Source organism: Desulfosporosinus lacus DSM 15449, assembly GCF_900129935.1.
In the GTDB taxonomy this organism is placed as follows: domain Bacteria; phylum Bacillota; class Desulfitobacteriia; order Desulfitobacteriales; family Desulfitobacteriaceae; genus Desulfosporosinus; species Desulfosporosinus lacus.
Genome location: NZ_FQXJ01000023.1, coordinates 46,584 through 64,183, shown reverse-complemented (window position 1 = coordinate 64,183; position 17,600 = coordinate 46,584). Strand labels below are relative to the sequence as shown.

At 40.8% G+C, this 17,600-nt stretch carries 13 protein-coding genes; 9 read left to right on the top strand and 4 right to left on the bottom strand.

Going from position 1 to position 17,600, the window contains the following annotated elements; all coding sequences use genetic code 11:
* The coding region (locus BUB11_RS22465; RefSeq protein WP_242947675.1) for a sigma factor-like helix-turn-helix DNA-binding protein at positions 1 to 137 on the bottom strand (137 nt) is incomplete at its 3' end.
* Between the two features lie 182 nt (positions 138 to 319).
* On the opposite strand from BUB11_RS22465, the gene BUB11_RS22460 reads away from it, so the two are divergent.
* The 4 genes from BUB11_RS22460 (at position 320) to BUB11_RS22445 (ending at position 5,900) form a co-directional block, all read left to right on the top strand.
* On the top strand, positions 320 to 514 hold the full coding sequence (locus BUB11_RS22460) for a hypothetical protein (RefSeq protein ID WP_073032425.1): 195 nt from the start codon (positions 320 to 322) through the stop codon (positions 512 to 514).
* A gap of 459 nt (positions 515 to 973) precedes the next feature.
* Positions 974 to 1,588, top strand: a complete 615-nt coding sequence (locus tag BUB11_RS22455) for a TetR/AcrR family transcriptional regulator (RefSeq protein WP_073032424.1) — start codon at positions 974 to 976, stop codon at positions 1,586 to 1,588.
* A gap of 38 nt (positions 1,589 to 1,626) precedes the next feature.
* Complete coding sequence (locus tag BUB11_RS22450; protein ID WP_073032422.1) at positions 1,627 to 2,787, top strand: efflux RND transporter periplasmic adaptor subunit; 1,161 nt, start codon at positions 1,627 to 1,629, stop codon at positions 2,785 to 2,787.
* Positions 2,788 to 2,798: 11 nt separating this feature from the next.
* Complete coding sequence (locus BUB11_RS22445) at positions 2,799 to 5,900, top strand: efflux RND transporter permease subunit (protein WP_073032420.1); 3,102 nt, start codon at positions 2,799 to 2,801, stop codon at positions 5,898 to 5,900.
* Positions 5,901 to 5,973: 73 nt separating this feature from the next.
* Here the strand turns inward: BUB11_RS22445 and BUB11_RS22440 are convergent, their stop codons facing one another.
* Both BUB11_RS22440 and BUB11_RS22435 read right to left on the bottom strand, forming a co-directional pair.
* Positions 5,974 to 6,639, bottom strand: a complete 666-nt coding sequence (locus BUB11_RS22440) for a uracil-DNA glycosylase (protein WP_073032418.1) — start codon at positions 6,637 to 6,639, stop codon at positions 5,974 to 5,976.
* Positions 6,640 to 7,195: 556 nt separating this feature from the next.
* Positions 7,196 to 7,558: a response regulator gene (locus BUB11_RS22435; protein ID WP_073032416.1), complete on the bottom strand. Its 363-nt coding sequence runs from the start codon at positions 7,556 to 7,558 to the stop codon at positions 7,196 to 7,198.
* A 207-nt stretch (positions 7,559 to 7,765) separates the two neighbouring features.
* On the opposite strand from BUB11_RS22435, the gene BUB11_RS22430 reads away from it, so the two are divergent.
* Genes BUB11_RS22430 through BUB11_RS22420 form a run of 3 tightly spaced genes read left to right on the top strand, consistent with a single transcriptional unit; the run spans position 7,766 to position 11,716 of the window.
* The gene (locus BUB11_RS22430; protein ID WP_073032414.1) at positions 7,766 to 8,071 is read left to right on the top strand and encodes a hypothetical protein; all 306 of its coding nucleotides are present in this window, start codon (positions 7,766 to 7,768) and stop codon (positions 8,069 to 8,071) included.
* Between the two features lie 54 nt (positions 8,072 to 8,125).
* The gene (locus tag BUB11_RS22425; RefSeq protein ID WP_073032412.1) at positions 8,126 to 9,499 is read left to right on the top strand and encodes a DUF7125 family protein; all 1,374 of its coding nucleotides are present in this window, start codon (positions 8,126 to 8,128) and stop codon (positions 9,497 to 9,499) included.
* A 30-nt stretch (positions 9,500 to 9,529) separates the two neighbouring features.
* A complete protein-coding gene (locus BUB11_RS22420) occupies positions 9,530 to 11,716 on the top strand; it encodes a two-component system sensor histidine kinase NtrB (RefSeq protein ID WP_073032410.1) in 2,187 nt (728 codons plus the stop codon).
* A gap of 231 nt (positions 11,717 to 11,947) precedes the next feature.
* Here the strand turns inward: BUB11_RS22420 and BUB11_RS22415 are convergent, their stop codons facing one another.
* Positions 11,948 to 12,367 (bottom strand): VOC family protein, encoded by a 420-nt coding sequence (locus tag BUB11_RS22415; RefSeq protein ID WP_073032409.1) that lies wholly within the window; start codon positions 12,365 to 12,367, stop codon positions 11,948 to 11,950.
* A gap of 263 nt (positions 12,368 to 12,630) precedes the next feature.
* On the opposite strand from BUB11_RS22415, the gene BUB11_RS22410 reads away from it, so the two are divergent.
* Together BUB11_RS22410 and BUB11_RS22405 are read left to right on the top strand one after the other, a co-directional pair.
* Positions 12,631 to 13,932 (top strand): metallophosphoesterase family protein, encoded by a 1,302-nt coding sequence (locus BUB11_RS22410; protein ID WP_073032408.1) that lies wholly within the window; start codon positions 12,631 to 12,633, stop codon positions 13,930 to 13,932.
* Positions 13,929 to 17,543: an SbcC/MukB-like Walker B domain-containing protein gene (locus BUB11_RS22405; RefSeq protein ID WP_073032407.1), complete on the top strand. Its 3,615-nt coding sequence runs from the start codon at positions 13,929 to 13,931 to the stop codon at positions 17,541 to 17,543. The genes BUB11_RS22410 and BUB11_RS22405 overlap by 4 nt, the downstream gene beginning before the upstream one ends.
* Positions 17,544 to 17,600: the final 57 nt, after the last annotated feature.

Sequence of the window (17,600 nt, the reverse complement as noted above, 5' to 3'; positions counted from 1 at the left end):
TGCCGTTCCCATGGGACCAGTGATCCCTCACAGTATTTCTTAACCGTATTGCGAGATATCCCAAGCAATTTTGCTATATCCCTCTGTGACTTGCCTTCATGCTCATGTAGATAGCGTATCTTTTTATAAACATCCACTTCTATTGACACCCTTTCACCCCTGTACGTCAGCTTCTTACTGATCTGAACTATACAGGTTTTTTATAAGAAGTGGCTCACTTTTTTCCTGGCGTTACTCTTATTTTTGGCTCACTTTTATTTTAGCGTTTATAATTGCGGGCGGATCACAAAAGGGGATCGAGGCGCGAAGGAGTTCTATAATGATTAAGGTATATAGTAATTATGTTGCATGTGACACTCAAGAGGAAGCCCTCGAGGCTCAGGTGATTATAATTAATGCAATGTCTCATATTCCCAAGATTTGTGAGGATCGGGATATGTTTCTAGTCCAACACGAACTAGGCGAGTGTAAAATGCAGGAATTGTTAAATCAAAGAGGTTTAGCATGCAAGTAGAGCCAAAAACTCGCATTGGGCATGATCTTCAAGTCAGACTCATCCACCTGGTCATGATGGCCAGGTTTTTTTGTCTTAACTTCTCCTTACTATTCTTTATCTTTTTTAAACATATGTAACCTTTTGAACCTCTTTTATACTCTATAAAAAAGATTATTAATTTAGGTTCTCTATAAAACATAAAAGCGAAGAAAAGTTTAGATAACAGCACAGATGATCGTATTAAGGCACTGAGAAATCAGTGCCTTTCCCTAGAGTGGTTGAGAATACGCCCAAGAGGATGAGAGATCTAAGAAACTGCTGTAGAATTCGTCGATTTTAAAGAAATACATATTTGTTAAACTGTAATATAGCCATATTTTATTGAAAACATAAAATTTTGCGATATTTACAAGTCTAAAGATGAGCATATAATTAGTTTGACCGAACGGTCGGGCATCCATTGGAAGGAAGGGTAATATGGCAAGGCAGAAAGACAAAGAGGAAACAATCCTAAATGCAGCGTTTGAAGTGTTCAGTGAGAATGGTTTTACAAATGCCAGCATGAAGGATATCGCAGCGAAGGCAGGGCTTGGGAAAGGAACTCTGTATGAATACTTTCAGAACAAAGAAGATTTGTTCATCCAGGTAGTCAAGACTAAAACAGGTCATTTCTTTCATGAAATTAACAGAAGGATTAGCGATAAAATTACGCTGCGGGAAATATTGAACGAAATTATTATGTTTACTCAGGAAACGTTGGAGGAGACTGAGTTCTTCTTCAAGTTTATGGTGTTTGGAGAATTCTTTGAAATGAGTTGCGAAGTAAAGCAAAAGTTATACGAAATGATTTTGAGTAATAGAGAGGAGTCTGTAAATGTTTTACGGAAACACTTTGAAAAAGGGTCTGCAGATGGAATTCTCAGGGAATTTGATTGGAAGTTTGCGGCCAATTTTATACCGGAAATGATTGGAACTTATTGCAATTTTAAAATGCACATAATGGGTGATTGCTGGTCGCAGGACCAGAAAGACCTTGATAGGGAAAAAATGATTGATTTTATACTTAACGGAATAGGAGCTAAAACAAAGTAAGGATTGGATTCTTGATCAGTCTAATAAGGAGTGAAGGTATGAGTAAAAAGAGAATGATCTCAGTCGTGATTATGGTCGTTATTTTTATAGGCGGAGTTGCCATTTTTAATCGAAACGAACTTCAATCAACTTTTTTAGCCAAGGATAAAGAAGGTGGAGCACCAGTCTCAAGTAATAAGATTGCAGTGCAAGTAATCAGTCCGCAAGAGGCCACTCAAAGTGAAGGGTTATACTATAAAGCAACCTTGGAAGCTGATCAGGAAGGAATTATAAGTTCGAAGACCAGCGGAAAAGTAATCAGTGTTTTATTTGATGATGGAAAGCAAGTCACAGAGGGTGAGACACTTGTGATGTTAGATGACCAAGATATTAAGAATCAGATAAAGTCCGCTGAAAGCCAGTTGGAGGTTTCTAAAGCATCTCTGCAAAAAACAGAGGCTAGTCTGGAAAATATTCAACGATCATACGAGAGGATAGAAATACTGGCACAGCAAGGGGTTGTTGCACAGGCTGAACTTGATAACGCAGAAACTTCTCTGAAAATGATTAAGGCAGATATTGCTTCAAATCAAGCTAATATTCAAGCAGCGCAGACCAATATTGACAATCTGAAAACTGGATTAGCTGATATGATCATTCGAGCTTCAATCACCGGAGTTATGGACGAAAAAAATGTCAGTCTTGGACAGTTTCTTACTCCAGGAAACGTGCTGGGAAAAGTTAAAGATATATCATTGATAGATGCTGTTATCGAGGTAGACCAAGCTCTAATTCAAACAATAAAAATAGGACAAAAGGCAAGGGTAAAGCTAAATGAAGATGATTCTGATACTTATGAAGGTGTCGTAAAAAGCATCACCCCCTCTGCGGATCCAGCCTCAAGAGCATTCAAGGTGAAGATACAAGTGAATAATGAGAAGTTGTTGTTAAGACCGGGGGTATTTGCTAAGGCAATGCTGATAGATGATGTAAAAGTCCAGAAGTTTGTTATCCCTGTAGCGCTCATAACTGGGAAGGAAGGCGACTATTCCGTATTCATCAATGATAATGGAGTTGTAAAAAAACTTGCAGTAACCCTTGGAAACTTAGTAAATAATCAGGCAGAGATCAAATCAGGACTTCAAGGAAATGAATCGATTATATCTACAAACCTGAACATGCTTCAAGAGGGTGATGAGATCACGGTGGTTTCAGAATAGGGGGACAAAGGATGTTTATAACAAATATCAGTACAAAACGGCCTGTATTTATAACAGTTATCATTATAGCATTCATTGTTGTAGGTATGCTTTGCTATAAAGGATTAACCATTAATGATATGCCACAAGCAGACTTCCCCTATGTAACTGTTGCCATTGAACAGCATGGGGTTGCGCCCGACCAAATGGAAACCAATGTGGCCAAGAAAGTTGAAGAAGCCATAGGGCAAATTTCCGGTGTAAAGCATATTTATACAAATATCAGTGAAGGCGTATGCAACGTAATCGTTGAATTTGACCTGGCAAAATCGCCGGATGTTGCGGCCCAGGAAGTGCGGGATAAAGTCAGTTCGATAAGGAAGAGTCTCCCTAATGATATAGATGAGCCGATTATTGCAAAATATGATTTCTCAGCAACGCCAATCTTATCACTCGCAGTAAGCGGTACCGTGGATAACCGCGCCATCTCCAAGATCGTGGATGATGTCATCACAAAGAGCCTATATACTGTAAGTGGTGTTGGCTCGGTTAAGGTATACGGTAAAGAGGAAAGGGAGATAAAGATCAAGCTGGATCTAGAGAAGCTAGCTGCATATGGTTTGACTCCGGCCGAGATGGTGAGCGGCGTTCAGAATGGTAACATGGAAAAACCAGGCGGGAAGGTTACGGACGGGCAAAGTGAAATATCTCTTCGGACCGATAACAAAGTCAAGAGCCTAGAGGATTTTTACAATATTACTGTGGGGGTACGTTCGGGTCGTGAAATTAAGGTTCGTGATGTAGCAACGGTATCAGACGGAATTAAAGATAAGGACAGTATTTCTTATTATGATGGTAAAGAGGCCATAGGGGTCGATATTGTTAAACAGTCTGGTTCTAATACAGTGCTTGTGTCGGATAATGTAAAAAAGCAATTGGAGATTATCAAGGGAGTTCTTCCCCAAGGAATAACGATTGATGTCGTAGCGGATAATTCCGTGTCCATACGTGATTCGGTCAACGAAGTAGTAAAAACAATCCTTGAAGGGTGTATCTTGGCGGTCATTATTGTGTTCCTTTTTTTAAGGGAATGGGAAACGACCTTGATCAGTGGAATTTCCTTACCAACATCTATTGTAACAACCTTCATTGCCATGAAGGTCATGGATTTTTCTCTTAATACCATGTCCCTGATGGCCCTGTCTCTGTCGGTCGGTTTATTGATTGACGATGCCATCGTGGTAATCGAGAATATTGTCCGGCACTTACATATGGGGAAGCCGCCCATGCAGGCAGCCCGGGAGGCTACATCTGAGATTGGGTTAGCGGTTATGGCAACAACCTTTGCAGTGGTTGCGGTTTTTGTGCCTATCGCCATGGTTACGGGGATTATCGGAAAATATTTTATTGAATTCGGACTCACCGTAGCCTTTAGCATGCTGGTTTCACTCTTTATATCCTTCACATTAGTGCCTATGATGTCTTCCAAATTATTAAAGTCTGAGAGAAAGATGAAAAGAACCTTTGTGGGTCATTTTTTAGACTGGTTTAATGAGAAATTTGATTTGCTGGGAACTAAATATTCTAAATTATTAAAGGTTGTTCTTGGTCACCGTTTTATAACCCTAATCTTTACTATTGTAATTTTTGCTGTTAGCATGCGTTTAATTCCTTTGCTGGGTTTCAGTTTTATCCCATCCACTGATGCAGGGGGTATAAATATAAGCGTCAGTACAGACTCTGGTTTGACATTGCAGGCTGGAGGGGAAAAAGCCAAAGAACTTGAAGAAAGGATTGAGGAATATCCTGAAGTCACTCATGTTTATACTACAGTCAGTCCTGAAAAAATTTCAATTTATGTAAAACTAACTGAGAAACAAGAGCGAGAAAAGTCGTCGAAACAGATTGCCTCAGAAATCAGGGAGGACTTAAAAGGAATCTCAGGAGTTGAATTGGCGGTTAAGGCAAGTTCGTTAGGACCCAATGAGGGTAAAGATGTCTCGTTTGTTATCCTGGGAAACGACACGGAGGCAATGCAGGCTTTCGCACTGAAAGCGAAAAAGATACTGAGTCAAGATCCTCATGCCAAAGATGTAGCGCTAGATCTCAAAACTGGCAAAACGGAAACAAAATTAGAGGTTGATAGAGATAAGGTTTCTGATTTAGGTGTTGATACAGCACTTGCGGCTGCGACTATACAGGCGCTTTTTGACGGAATAGATGCCGGTAAATTTGAGTGGGCAGGGGATAGGTATAATGTGAGGGTATCGTTGAAAGACGATCAGCGTAAGAGCTTGGATAATCTGGATGGCATTTATGTAAGTGGTTCAGATGATCGACAGATACCGCTTGCCAATGTTACTAAGAAAGTTCTTTCCACTTCCTTTTCCACAATTCATAGATATGATAGGTTGTTACAGATTGAGCTTTCCACAAATGTCGAAGGAATAGCCACTGGGGACTTTCTAAACATGTATACGAACAAACTGACGAATGAGTTGGATATTCCACAGGGGGTTATCGTAAAAGTAGGGGGAATGAACGAGACTATGCAGGAAGGCTTCGGTAGTCTTGTAACCGCGCTTCTGATGGGTATAATGTTCATGTTCTTGGTTATGGCGATGCAGTTTGAAAGCTTTTTGGATCCCATTGCCATTATGTTCTCTCTGCCAATGGCACTTATAGGTGCGGTTCTTGGACTGTATATTGCGGGCAGTGAGCTGAGCATATTATCCCTCATTGGCATCATCCTTTTGATGGGACTGGTGGCTAAAAATGGTATTTTGCTCATAGACTTTACAAAGCAGAGAAGGAATGAAGGACTTAGTGTAAAAGATGCCTTGATTGAAGCAGGTGCAGTACGGTTAAGACCTATCCTCATGACGACTCTCGCCATGATCTTTGGTATGATTCCTGTTGCCACTGGTACAGGAGCAGGGGCAGAAATGCGGGCACCAATGGGGCATGCAGTGATTGGCGGCTTGATCACTTCCACGATATTAACACTCTTTATTGTTCCGGTTATCTATTCTCTGTTGGATGATATGAAGAAGAAGTTCCGCAGGAATACGAAAAAAACTGTATCCCCTAATTTACCATACGAAAATAGAGATTTAACGTTGAACCAAAATTAGTAAAACGAAAAAATATAGACCTCCCATTGTAGAATCTACTGTAGGAGATCTATAAAATTTAAGTTTTTCTGAGTTAATCTATTTGCCAGTCGATCGGTGATCTATTGTTAGAAATTAAGAAATTGTTTGCTTTAGAAAAGGGTTTGCTGCCAAAGAATCCTCTGCTGGCAGATAAGGGGCTTGGATGAGCGGATTCGATAATCAAGTGATGGGGGTTTGTAATGAGGTTTTTCTTAGAACGAGCGTTATTACCCCATAAGATAAAGACTACAGGGTCAGTTTTCTCATTAACTAAAGAAATAATCTTATCAGTAAAGATCTCCCAACCCTTGTTTTGATGAGAATTGGGCTTACCTGCTTCTACGGTGAGTGACGTATTAAGAAGTAGTACTCCTTGTTCGGCCCATTTTCTAAGAGAACCATGTTTAGGTGTCTGACAACCTAAGTCGGATTGCAGTTCCTTGAATATATTCTGGAGCGATTTTGGAAAGGGAACTCCAATATTCACAGAAAAACTAAGCCCCATTCCTTGACCGACGTTGGGATAGGGGTCTTGCCCTAAAATGACAGTCTTGGTATTTTCGTATGAGGTAAATACTAAAGCGTTAAACACATCTTCCTTTTTGGGAAAGATCTGTTTCTTTCGGTATTGGTTTTTCACCCAATCTAATAATTGAATATAATAGTCCTTTTTCATTTCATCAACAAGTAGTCTTTTCCAATCAGCTTGAACTGCCATGGTGAAATACTCCTTCCTTTGTGTTTTCTCTAAATATTTTGTGTTGACCATCATCAAACGGCTTCACTTTTCTCTTCCTTTATAACACAAAAGTGGCAGCGACGATAGCGCTACCACTTTTGTTATACTAACTAGGCGGGTCATCACTATGGCTTGGCGCCGGCCTAGTTTTCTATATAGCTTGTGCAGGGTTACTCTACTTCACTTCACTGAGCGGGATTCCCAGCGGTTACCCTTTTAAGATATAAAAAAGCCATAATTATGTCATAAACCTAGATTCAAGCCGATAGTAACAGTTAGCATATGCCACATAGACAGCTGTTATATTTTGATGTATATTGAAAGTTAATCAGGAAAAACCTTAGCAGAAAAAGCTAAGTGGAAGAAGATATATCAGATGCAGAAGATGACTAGAACAGATAATTAAGAGGAACTTAAGTAATCTATAATAACGCTCTGAAGATCCTTGATCTAAAGAGCGTTATTTTGACGGGTTAAATAAAAAACTCTGCAACTGCGAATCATCCTTAAACAGATTTCACTTAAATTTAAAGAATTATGCAATCAATCCGTCTACCGTGTCAATTAGTTCTTGTAATTCGAAAGGTTTAAGTATCAATCCCTGGTAAGAATCTTTAGACGGCAATATTTCCGCTGAGGGGATTGAACCCGTAATAAATGTGACTGGAATAAAATCTAATTCAGGATTTGCTCTCATCTTCTCAACAAGTTCTTTTCCGTTCATTCCAGGCATTTTAAGATCTACCAATATCACATCGGGTTTTAATCCCTTTTCTAAGCTTTCATACGCATTCATACTATCATTAAACGTGACAACTGTATGTCCTTCGTCTGTCAAGGCAAGTTTTATTACCATTGATATTAAAGGATTATCATCAATTGTGTAAATTATGGCCAATTCTCTCAACCTCTTTCTAACTTTTTGGAAATCTTAATTTTATTACTAACTATGATTATTAACTATACACCTTTAAAGTAGCAAAATTTGTTGTGGCATGTCGTTAACTTCAATACTTGTTTTTGTGCAAATGATAATCATAAAAGGATTTTGGCAAAAACATGTCGAAATGTATTAAAATGTATTAATTTGAAAGGAGGAAGATCATTGAACTTTCACCAAAAAACCATTGATGAGTTATTTATATCGGTAGGACAAGTTGTTGGGATCCATGTTTTCGTCATTGTTTTAGAACGTGCTTTATGGAAGACTCAATTAAAGTATGAGGAAGCTGCTATGATCAAAATCTCAGAGGATGGAGTTTCATTAAATGAGCTGTTTGAAATAGAACAGGATCGAGCCATCCTTGTGGTCCATGAGTTTTTGATTAATATAGTAAACACATTAGGTCATTTAGTTGGAAAACAACTGGCGAAACAGTTAACGGAAGAGCTTGAGGCTATCGATGTGTGAAGATAAAAAGTAGGTAATAGTAGTTTAATAGTAGTTTAAATAGGAGTGTTAGTATTGGATAGAGTTTCGACAGGTATCGTAGCACTTGATAAAATTTTAGATGGGGGCTTACCAAAAAGCTCGACCATATTGCTAGTTGGACGGCCGGGAACAGGGAAAACAATTTTGGCCCATCAAATGATGTTTAAAAATGTAGAGAATCAAAATAAATTATTGTATCTATCAACTCTCGCAGAACCACAAATTAAAATTATGAAGTATCAACAACAGTTTAGTTTTTTTAATACTGACAAAGTTTCAAAGAACGTAATTTATAAAGATTTGGGTGGTGTACTTCGCAAACAAGGATCAACCCAGACTATGAAGTTAATTGAAAGTTTTCTTAAGGAATATCAACCGGAAATGGTTTTTATCGATACCATCAAAGCATTTTCTGATATTATTCCTGATTCGATAGAATTTCGGGAATTTATTCTTGATCTGTCCGTTCGTTTAACAACTTGGGGGTGTACGACGATTCTCTTAGGGGAGTACTCGGAACAAGATATCGAAATTAGGCCTGAAAGTGCAATAGCTGATGGAATCATCTATCTCTATGGGACAGAGGAGAAAAGGCAACAAAAAAGATATTTGCGGATTTTAAAGATGAGAGGGACCAATCATTTTAATGGTGAGGCAGTTTTTAAGATTTCTAACGACGGAATCAGCGTATTTCCCCGTTTAAATCCTATGGTGATAAAACAAGATTACATTCAATATTCTATCAAGGTTCCAACAGGGGTGTCAAAATTAGATGAACTAATGGAAGGAGGCATTCCCTTAGCCTCCACTACCTTAATAACAGGGCCTTCAGGTTCGGGCAAAACCATGGTTGCTCTTAGCTTCGCCTTAGTAGCAATAAGGTCTGGGATTAAAACAGTTTTTGTTAGCTTTGAAGAAAATCCTTTGCAAATAATTAATAATTTTATGCAAATTGGTAACGACATTAGACCTTATATAGATCAGGGAATTTTACATATTGTCTACGTTTCTCCGGTTGAGCTGGATGTTGATGAACATGTTTATCGGATTCAGGAACTTGTACGTGAGATCGGGGCACAAAGGTTGATCATTGATTCAATCTCTTCATTCGAAATTGGAATGAGTGATAAGGTTAAATATACAGATTATATCTGGGCACTTACAGATTACTTTAAGGCCAATGGAATTACTGTTTTGCTTACCCACGAAATGCACGGTTCCTTAAATCCATCAGCCATGACAAAGCATGGAATTAGTTTTGTAGCCGATAATTTATTACTCTTATCCTTCAAAGAAGACGGAGGCACTTTGAAAAGGTATTTAAGAGTGGTGAAAATGAGAGGCAGTTGTCATTCCACAGAATTAAAAGAGTTGATAGTCAATAAAAATGGTGTATTAATACGTTAGTGACTGGGATCAAAAAGGGGTGCTCAGAGGATGTCAATAAGTACCGAAGATCATGAATTTCTAAAATCTGCACGTTGGCTTAGTTTTTTAGAATGTACTGCTCTGGGTTTACAACTCAATTTGACTATTGTATCGGCTAATGGAAATTTGATATTTCAATCATCGAGAATATGTTCTATATGTGAAAACCAGTTGGAAAATTCCTTGCCTATTCTAGATTTTAAATCTAAAGAGTATGTCGATGGACGAGAAATGACGGAATTAGATACTGATAATACCGTTATAAACTTTCAATTAGTGCCTGGACTCAGAATGATAGCACAAGAGTGTCTGTGTGCAAAGGAAACGGTACATCCCACATTAAAAGACCGTGGAGCTATTGCGGCTAAATTGATAACTAATTTTTTGATATCATTTAAGCATGAGTTCAATTGTGGACAACGTGCTCTGGAACTTTCTATTCTCCGCCAAATGAATCATATAGTATTATCCTTATTTCATGGAGAGACAGATGCCTTAAAAAGAAGCTTTGAACTAATTCTTAGTGCCTTAATCATCCTTTTAGAGGCTGAAGGCAGTTGGGTCCAATTTGAGAATAGCCAAACTGAAATTTTCATTAAGGGCGATGAATTTTTGGTTAATGCTTATCTAACAAGTGCTGAAGGGGTCGCTCAACAGGTCGATATTTCTTATGGGCAGTTCAAATGTAATCTAGGGGTTTTAAGCCCATTGGTCAAAGATCAATCAACTGAGCTGATTTCATTAATGGCACAGGAATGTGCCATTATTCTTGAGATAGATAACCTTTTTAAACTTCTTAACAATCAGTTAGCCAGAGTGCTTGGTGGAGTAAACAGTGGGATCTTCTTGGTTGATCAGAGGAAAAATATTACATATCTAAATAAAGCCGCTGAGAAACTCTTTAGTAAATCGTTTGTTAATTTAGTCGGGGTATCAATGCTGAACATCGAGGGGCCTTGGGTTTCAATCATTAATGCTGAGATCACTTTCCCGGTTAGCGGGCAGATGGAATCTCTCAAGAAGGATCAGGAAGATGAGAATCCTTGTTGGGTGGATTGGCAGGTATCGCCGATTTTTGAGAATAAGGTCATAGCGGGTTGGTTAATTATGCTTGAGGATCGATCCGATTATTACCGCTGGCAATCTGCTGTACGCAAAGCGGAACGTTTTGCGACTACGTCTATGATGGTGGGAACTTTGGCACATGAGTTACGAAATCCCCTGAGCGCAGCTAAAGGGCTTTTACAGTTAATGACTAGAAAACGGAATCAGGAACAAACTCAGGGTTATGTGGACTTAGTATTGCGGGAGATAGATCGGGTAACGCGTCTCCTTAATGAATTCCTTCTTCTGGGAAAGCCGGCCTCAATATTACCTGAACCCCTCGACTTAGTTACATTTATGGAAGAATTGCTCCCCCTTTTAGAGGGAGAAGCAATTGGTACAGATATTCAAGTTTTATTCAACTATGAAATGGTAGCACACATAAACGCTGATGCTGGTCAACTTACTCAAGTTATTTTGAATTTAGTTCGTAATGCGGTTCAGTCATTAGTTGAAAACGACATAGAAAATGGAATAGTCAAAATCTCCTTAGGTCAAGTGAATAATAAGGTTAGGGTTTGTATTGAGGATAATGGACCTGGGTTTGGTCCTGGTGTAATAGATCAATTGTTTACGCCGTTTTTCACGACTAAAGAAAGAGGAACAGGTTTAGGCCTTGCCATAGTTAAGGCAATTATTAATAATCACGATGGTGAAGTTGAAGCAAGCAATAGGCCTCAAAGTGGAGCAGTCTTTACAATAACCCTGCCGACTCCAAGCATTGAGGGTAAAGAAGTTGATGTAGCATTAATCATGAATGATAAAGTTTTAAGTTATCCATTGGAGAAGGCCTTGAAAGTCCTTGATTATCGCGTAAAGGTTTTTAAGATAAGTGATTTGGAAAAAGGTAATCTTAGTAACGTTTCGCCGAAGATAATTCTTTTTGAGGGATTAATTGATAATAATAAACTTGTAGAAGTCGTGGAAATACATAGAAGCCGGCCTGAGACAAACTTTATAGTTTTGGGAGATTTTTCGGATAAAACTGCTCAGAGTTTACTCATAAAGAATATAAAAATTTTAAAGAAACCAATTGAAATAAATCAAATAATCAGCACAATAAAAAATCTGGAGATAAAGCATACTAATTGATTTATAAGGGTTCGAAAGTCGGCCCCTCTAAGAAACAGGAAGTTAAGATCCTATTTCCCAGGGGCGCCTATTTCGGGAATTCAATTATAACTAGCCCATTTCTCTTTTATGAACTGTTTTTAATCAATTCCGAGACACCCACTTCTTTAAGTGGGTGTTCCGATTTCTACTTCGGTGGGGGTAGAATCCCCTACCGAAGCTCCGATGTTCAGCTTTAGCTGAACGAGTTCACTATTTTGCCTTACAGGATACTTGCCACATCACCCCGAATTTATCGGTAAACTTGCCGTATAATGGGCTAAAGAAAGTTTCCTGCAGTTCCATTTCAACTTGCCCATCTGTAGATAATGCTTCAAACATTGCTTTTGTGGCTTCTTTAGTATCAAATTCGAGTGAAAAAGAAATGTTATTGCCGGCATTGTAAGGGGTATTAGGAAAAGTGTCTGAAAAACGTATGACATGACCATCTTTTCTTAATTCAGCATGCAGAACGAGATTTTTCACATGATCAGGTACTGGAAATGCTGGATTTGGCGGGGCATCGCTGAAATGCAGGACTTGACTTTCTCCGCCCAAAGATGCTTGGTAGAAGTTGACAGCTTCTTCACAGTTTCCATTGAAAACAAGGTATGGGATTAACCAATCACTCATAGTAAAGCCTTCTTTCCTTTATTATGGAGGGTATTATGTTCAATATCTGTATAATTAGACATTCTGCCTTCAACTGTAAATTGATTAAAAATTATTTCAGTTGTTGTTGATTGAACTTTAGCCGAAAGAGTTCACAGCCTGGACTTGTTTATATGAAAGAGCGATAAATAAATTAATATCCAAAAACGACCACATCCATTTGTCTAAGACATGCTCTATAATGAGAATATATAGAGATAGTGAGTGAAAGGGGCAAGTGACCCATGCGGATTTTACATACATCGGATTGGCATTTGGGGCGTACCCTCGAGGGGCGAAGCCGGATTGAGGAACAGATGACGTTTATTGATGAACTTTGTATGATAGCTGAAGACGAAGCGGTAGATCTTATCTTAATTGCCGGTGACGTTTTTGATACGGTTAATCCTCCTGCCATTGCAGAAGAACTTTTTTATGATGCCTTGAATCGATTGTCTGCAGGGGGAAGTCGGGCTATTGTAGCGATAGCCGGAAATCATGATAACCCGGAGCGATTATGTGCGGCAAGCCCTCTTGCCGTGCGTAATGGAATTACATTATATGGCCTTCCCAAAGAGCTATTGACACCTGGTCTCTTGGACCAGCCTAATTTAGGACGGGTTACCAGGGTTGCAGCGGGTCAAGGGTGGGTGGAGTTACATATTCCTAGTTGCTCAGATCCGGCCATCATTGCTATGCTGCCATATCCTTCTGAATCTCGGCTTAATGAGGTTTTAAGCGAAAGCTTAGATGAAGAAATCCTGCGTGAAGAATACTCCAAGCGAGTACAGCAATTATTTTCTTCATTTAGTCAGCACTTTCGCCCAGATGCGGTTAACCTGGGCATGAGTCATCTCTTTGTTCGCGGAGGAATGGAATCCGAGTCAGAGCGTCCGATTCAACTGGGAAGTGCGCCGACTGTTGAGGTGAATGCGATGCCCTCCGGTGCGCAATACGTTGCCCTCGGCCATTTGCATCGTGCACAGGCTGTCAAAGGAGCGGCTGTACCGACTCGTTACTCAGGTTCGCCGCTGGCTTATAGTTTTTCTGAGACAGGGTATGCCAAATCTGTGATTCTTGTTGAAGCCTTTCCCAGTCAAGCGGTAACGACCCGAGAAATTTTCCTAAGCGCTGGTTACCCTCTTGTGAAATGGAAGGCTAAAGAAGGCTTAGCTCAGGTGCAACAGTGGATTGATGAAGGTAAGGATCGTAATGCCTGGATTGACCTGGAAATTTTTGTGACAGGCGCGCTTCAAGCGCAGGATATCCATAATCTGCGTAGGCAGAGGGAACGCCTAATTAATATTCGACCCGTTTTCCCGGAAACAGAGCAGATCGTCGCGGAGGCTCGCTCTAAATTGCCCATTGATGAACTCTTCAGTAAGTTTTACCAAGACCGAACAGGTGGAGCAGAGCCTGAGCAGGAATTAGTTGCTTTGTTTTTATCCCTAATTGACTCAGACAACACAACATCTCCATCGCAATCTACAGATGTGTTCACCCCTCAATCACAAATAACAGGGGCAGAGGAGGTTGAGTCAGCGTGAAGCCGATACGCTTAAGAGTAGCTGGTCTGAACAGCTTTAGGGAAGTACAGGAAATAGATTTTTCGAAACTGTGTGAAACGGGTGTGTTTGGAATTTTCGGTTCCACTGGCAGCGGAAAATCCACGATTCTGGATGCTATCACCTTGGCCCTGTATGGAACAGTGGAACGTGCAACCAACAATACTCAGGGAATTCTTAACCATGCGGAAGCCCAGCTTACAGTGGAATATAGTTTCTCATTAGCTGCAGGGGATCAAAGGACAACCTACCGTGCGGAACGAGCTTATCGACGCTCAGGGGAGCGGACGGTCAAGGCTTCGACCTGCCGATTAATTGAAATAGTCGGAGAGGTTGAAACTGTTTTAGCTTCCAAGGCAGATGAGATGACCAAGAAAATTGAAGATGTGTTAGGCCTAAATGTAGAAGATTTTACACGGGCTGTAGTTCTTCCTCAAGGGAAATTTGCTGAGTTTCTCACTATAAAACCCAAAGATCGAAGACTGATGTTGGAGAGGCTATTTTCCCTTGAAGCCTACGGTCGGGAACTTACAGCTCGTCTTTCTGAACAACTGGACAGTGCTAAATTCAACTTAAACGGTGTAGAACAACGACAACAAGGTTTAGGGGATGCTTCGGATGAGCGGGTTAAAGAAGCAGAAGCGGATTTAAAGGCTTCAAACGTAAAGGCTGATATAATTACGAGAGATTTGAAAAACCTAGAAATTATGTTTGATGAAGCAAAGGAAATTTGGAGTCTTCAAGAACAGTTAGAACAACTGCAACATGAAGAGGCCGAGCTTTCAATTCAACAACCCAAGATGGATAAATTAGAGGTGCGTTTAAGTCTGGCTGAACGTGCAGAATCGATCCGTTCACTTTTGGAAGAGATAGCTACGAGTGAGCAGCGATTCAAGCAAGCCAAAGAGCGGGCTGAAGGTTCAGATAAGGGGCTTACAGCGGCGAGAAACGAAAAGGAAACTGCTGAAGGTAAGTGGTTTGAGGCAAATCAAAAAAGGCAAGAAACGGAACCCCGCTGTTTGCGCAGGTTGGAACAGCTTGAGCAAGCGAAAGGTTTAGAAGTCGATATCCAGGCACGCCAAGGACGCTTAAACGAAACACGTCTCCAATACAGCGCGCTTGACCGAACTCGGAAGGACTTAGAACAAACGATTAAAGTTGCAATGGATAAAAAAACAGATGTGCAGAAGCAACAACAGGATGTAAAAAGCAATATCGCTCAAATCACGGTAGACCCTGCCCTGAGGAGGCAGGTTAGTGCATCGGCCCAAGCATTAGAAGGATATGAGATGGTCTCCAAGCAAGTGGACGACTTGCAAATAGACTTGGTCAAAAACTTGTCTGAAATAGAAGAACGGCGATCGGAGTTGCAGACTTCCCTGGGGGAGGTCCAGACTGCTCAGAAAATGTCAGAGCAGTTAAAGGCGACTTTGATGAGTATGAACCAAAACCCGCCAGTTCGTGAAGAAATCTTAACTGAACAGGCTCAAAGAATAGAACGTGACCGGCATAAGATTGCTAATATTGAGCGGGTTGAGCTGGAAGGAATCGAAGAACAACGGCGATTGCAAATCATCACAGGGGATCGCCAAAAAGCGGAAGTTGAAGTAGGAATCAGGCAGAAGGAACAGGGTGAGATTTCGCTGGCCCTTCTGGAGGCAACAGCATTCGCCGAAAGAAAAATCACCGAAGTGAAGGAACTAGAGCGGGAAAATCTTGCCGGGTTACTGGGTGAAAACCTGGTGGAGGGAGAAACATGTCCGGTCTGTGGTTCCCCTCACCATCCCAAGCCTGCTCACGGTTTAGATGATGAGATGTTGGACAGAGCGAGAGTTGAACTGGAGCAGGCATCAAGAGAGCTTCAAAGCTTGGAAGAGAAAAGTGCGGAAGGTACGATCGCTCTTGCCGTGGCCAAAGCTCAGTTGTTGTCTAAAGAAGAGCTGGAGCAAAAACAAGCTGATCTTTTAGCAACTAAGCAAGGTGCTCTTGTTGCTTATCGAGGAGAGTTGGCTGAAGCAGAACGCAATAAGGAAGTTCATGATTTAAAGACGCAACTAATTGAACAAGAATCTAAGTTGGCGAATGATCGCCGAATTTTGAACCAATGGAAAGCGGATCAAGAACAGTTAAACCGTCAGTTGGAGGACGCCCAGCATAAGCTAGCCGAAGTAGAAAAAAAACAACATCAAATGAGTGCTCAAATTGCTTTGTCAGAAGGAGTAGGAAAAGAGGTTCGCAATCGTCTAAACCAACTGTTGGAAGACCAAGTGCAACGAAAAGCAACCTTGGACAATTTGCGCGGCAAAATTGCTATAACGGAAATTTTGTCATTACAAAAGCAATACGCAAACTGGGATGAGATGATGGGTACTTTAAATCAGACCTTGTCCGGTCTTGAGGAAGAGTTGCAGAAAGCCGACGAGGCCCAGGAAAGGTTTACGCGAGAAAAGACGGACTGTGAGCTTGAACTTCAGAATTTAAGGACCATGGGTACTGAAGCCGCTCGTGATCTGTCAGAGTTACAGATGAAATGTGATGCTTTAATCGAAGGAAAGCCATCCTATGAGTGGATTGAGCAGGTTAAACAGGAATTGTTGCTTGTAACAGGGAGGGAAGAAGGATTTAAGAAGGCCTATGAGCAGGCCAAAGAGATATGGAAACAAGCAGAACAGACTCAGGCAGTTAGCCAAAAAACCCTGGAATTATCTCAAGAGGGGTTTGAAACAGCTCAGCGAAAGCTAGACTTGGGTCTTCAAACGGCACAATTCTTGACCGTGGCAGAGGCACAAAGCGCGTTATCTGAGGTCGAAGAGCGACTGAATATGGAAAAAGACATCTCGATCTTCCGTCAAAGGGTGCTGGTTAATAAGCAGAAAAGGGGAGATGTGGAAGAGGCGCTTAAAGGACGGATTCTTCGTCCTGAGGAATGGCTCGCTTGGCCGATTCGGTTAAAGGAGCTTAAAAAGGATTATACAGAAGCGATTGAGCAACGGGGAGCTAATCAACAAAGGTTAGAGAAGTTGAAAGTGGCGCATGAAGAATGGATACGCCTGGAATGTGAACGAAAAGCCTTTAGCCACCGCCAGGATTTACTCAAAACCTTGCAGACTGTTTTCAAAGGGAATGCTTTTGTTGAGTTCATTGCCCAAGAACAATTAGCAAACGTATCTCTAGATGCGTCCGAACGTTTAAAACAGTTAACAAACCAACGTTATGCCTTGGAGGTTGATGCCGAAGGTGGATTTATCATGCGTGACGATGCCAACGGCGGAGTACGTCGACCCGTAAGCAGTCTGTCAGGCGGAGAAACTTTCCTTACAGCTTTGGCGCTGGCCTTGGCTTTATCTACCCAGATCCAGCTTCGCGGAGAAGCACCGCTGGAGTTTTTCTTTTTAGATGAAGGTTTTGGAACTCTTGATGCTAATTTGCTAGAGACAGTAATGAACACGCTCGAAAAACTTCACCTGCAAAATCTGACTATTGGAATTATCAGTCACGTCCCGGAATTAAAGAATCGCCTTTCACGCAGGCTGGTTCTTACTCCCGCTGAGGCTGGCGGGGTTGGAAGCAAGGTCAAGTTAGAGATGGCGTAGCAAATTGCTTAATCGCCTCTAATCGCCCCTTTTTTAAGCAGGCGATTAGAGGCGGTT

Excerpts from the sequence above, each read along its gene's own strand:
- BUB11_RS22410 (WP_073032408.1), top strand. The coding sequence starts at position 12,631 with ATGCGGATTTTACATACATCGGATTGGCATTTGGGGCGTACCCTCGAG.
- BUB11_RS22450 (WP_073032422.1), top strand. The coding sequence starts at position 1,627 with ATGAGTAAAAAGAGAATGATCTCAGTCGTGATTATGGTCGTTATTTTT.
- BUB11_RS22460 (WP_073032425.1), top strand. The coding sequence starts at position 320 with ATGATTAAGGTATATAGTAATTATGTTGCATGTGACACTCAAGAGGAA.
- BUB11_RS22440 (WP_073032418.1), bottom strand. The coding sequence starts at position 6,639 with ATGGCAGTTCAAGCTGATTGGAAAAGACTACTTGTTGATGAAATGAAA.
- BUB11_RS22445 (WP_073032420.1), top strand. The coding sequence starts at position 2,799 with ATGTTTATAACAAATATCAGTACAAAACGGCCTGTATTTATAACAGTT.
- BUB11_RS22420 (WP_073032410.1), top strand. The coding sequence starts at position 9,530 with ATGTCAATAAGTACCGAAGATCATGAATTTCTAAAATCTGCACGTTGG.
- BUB11_RS22415 (WP_073032409.1), bottom strand. The coding sequence starts at position 12,367 with ATGAGTGATTGGTTAATCCCATACCTTGTTTTCAATGGAAACTGTGAA.
- BUB11_RS22455 (WP_073032424.1), top strand. The coding sequence starts at position 974 with ATGGCAAGGCAGAAAGACAAAGAGGAAACAATCCTAAATGCAGCGTTT.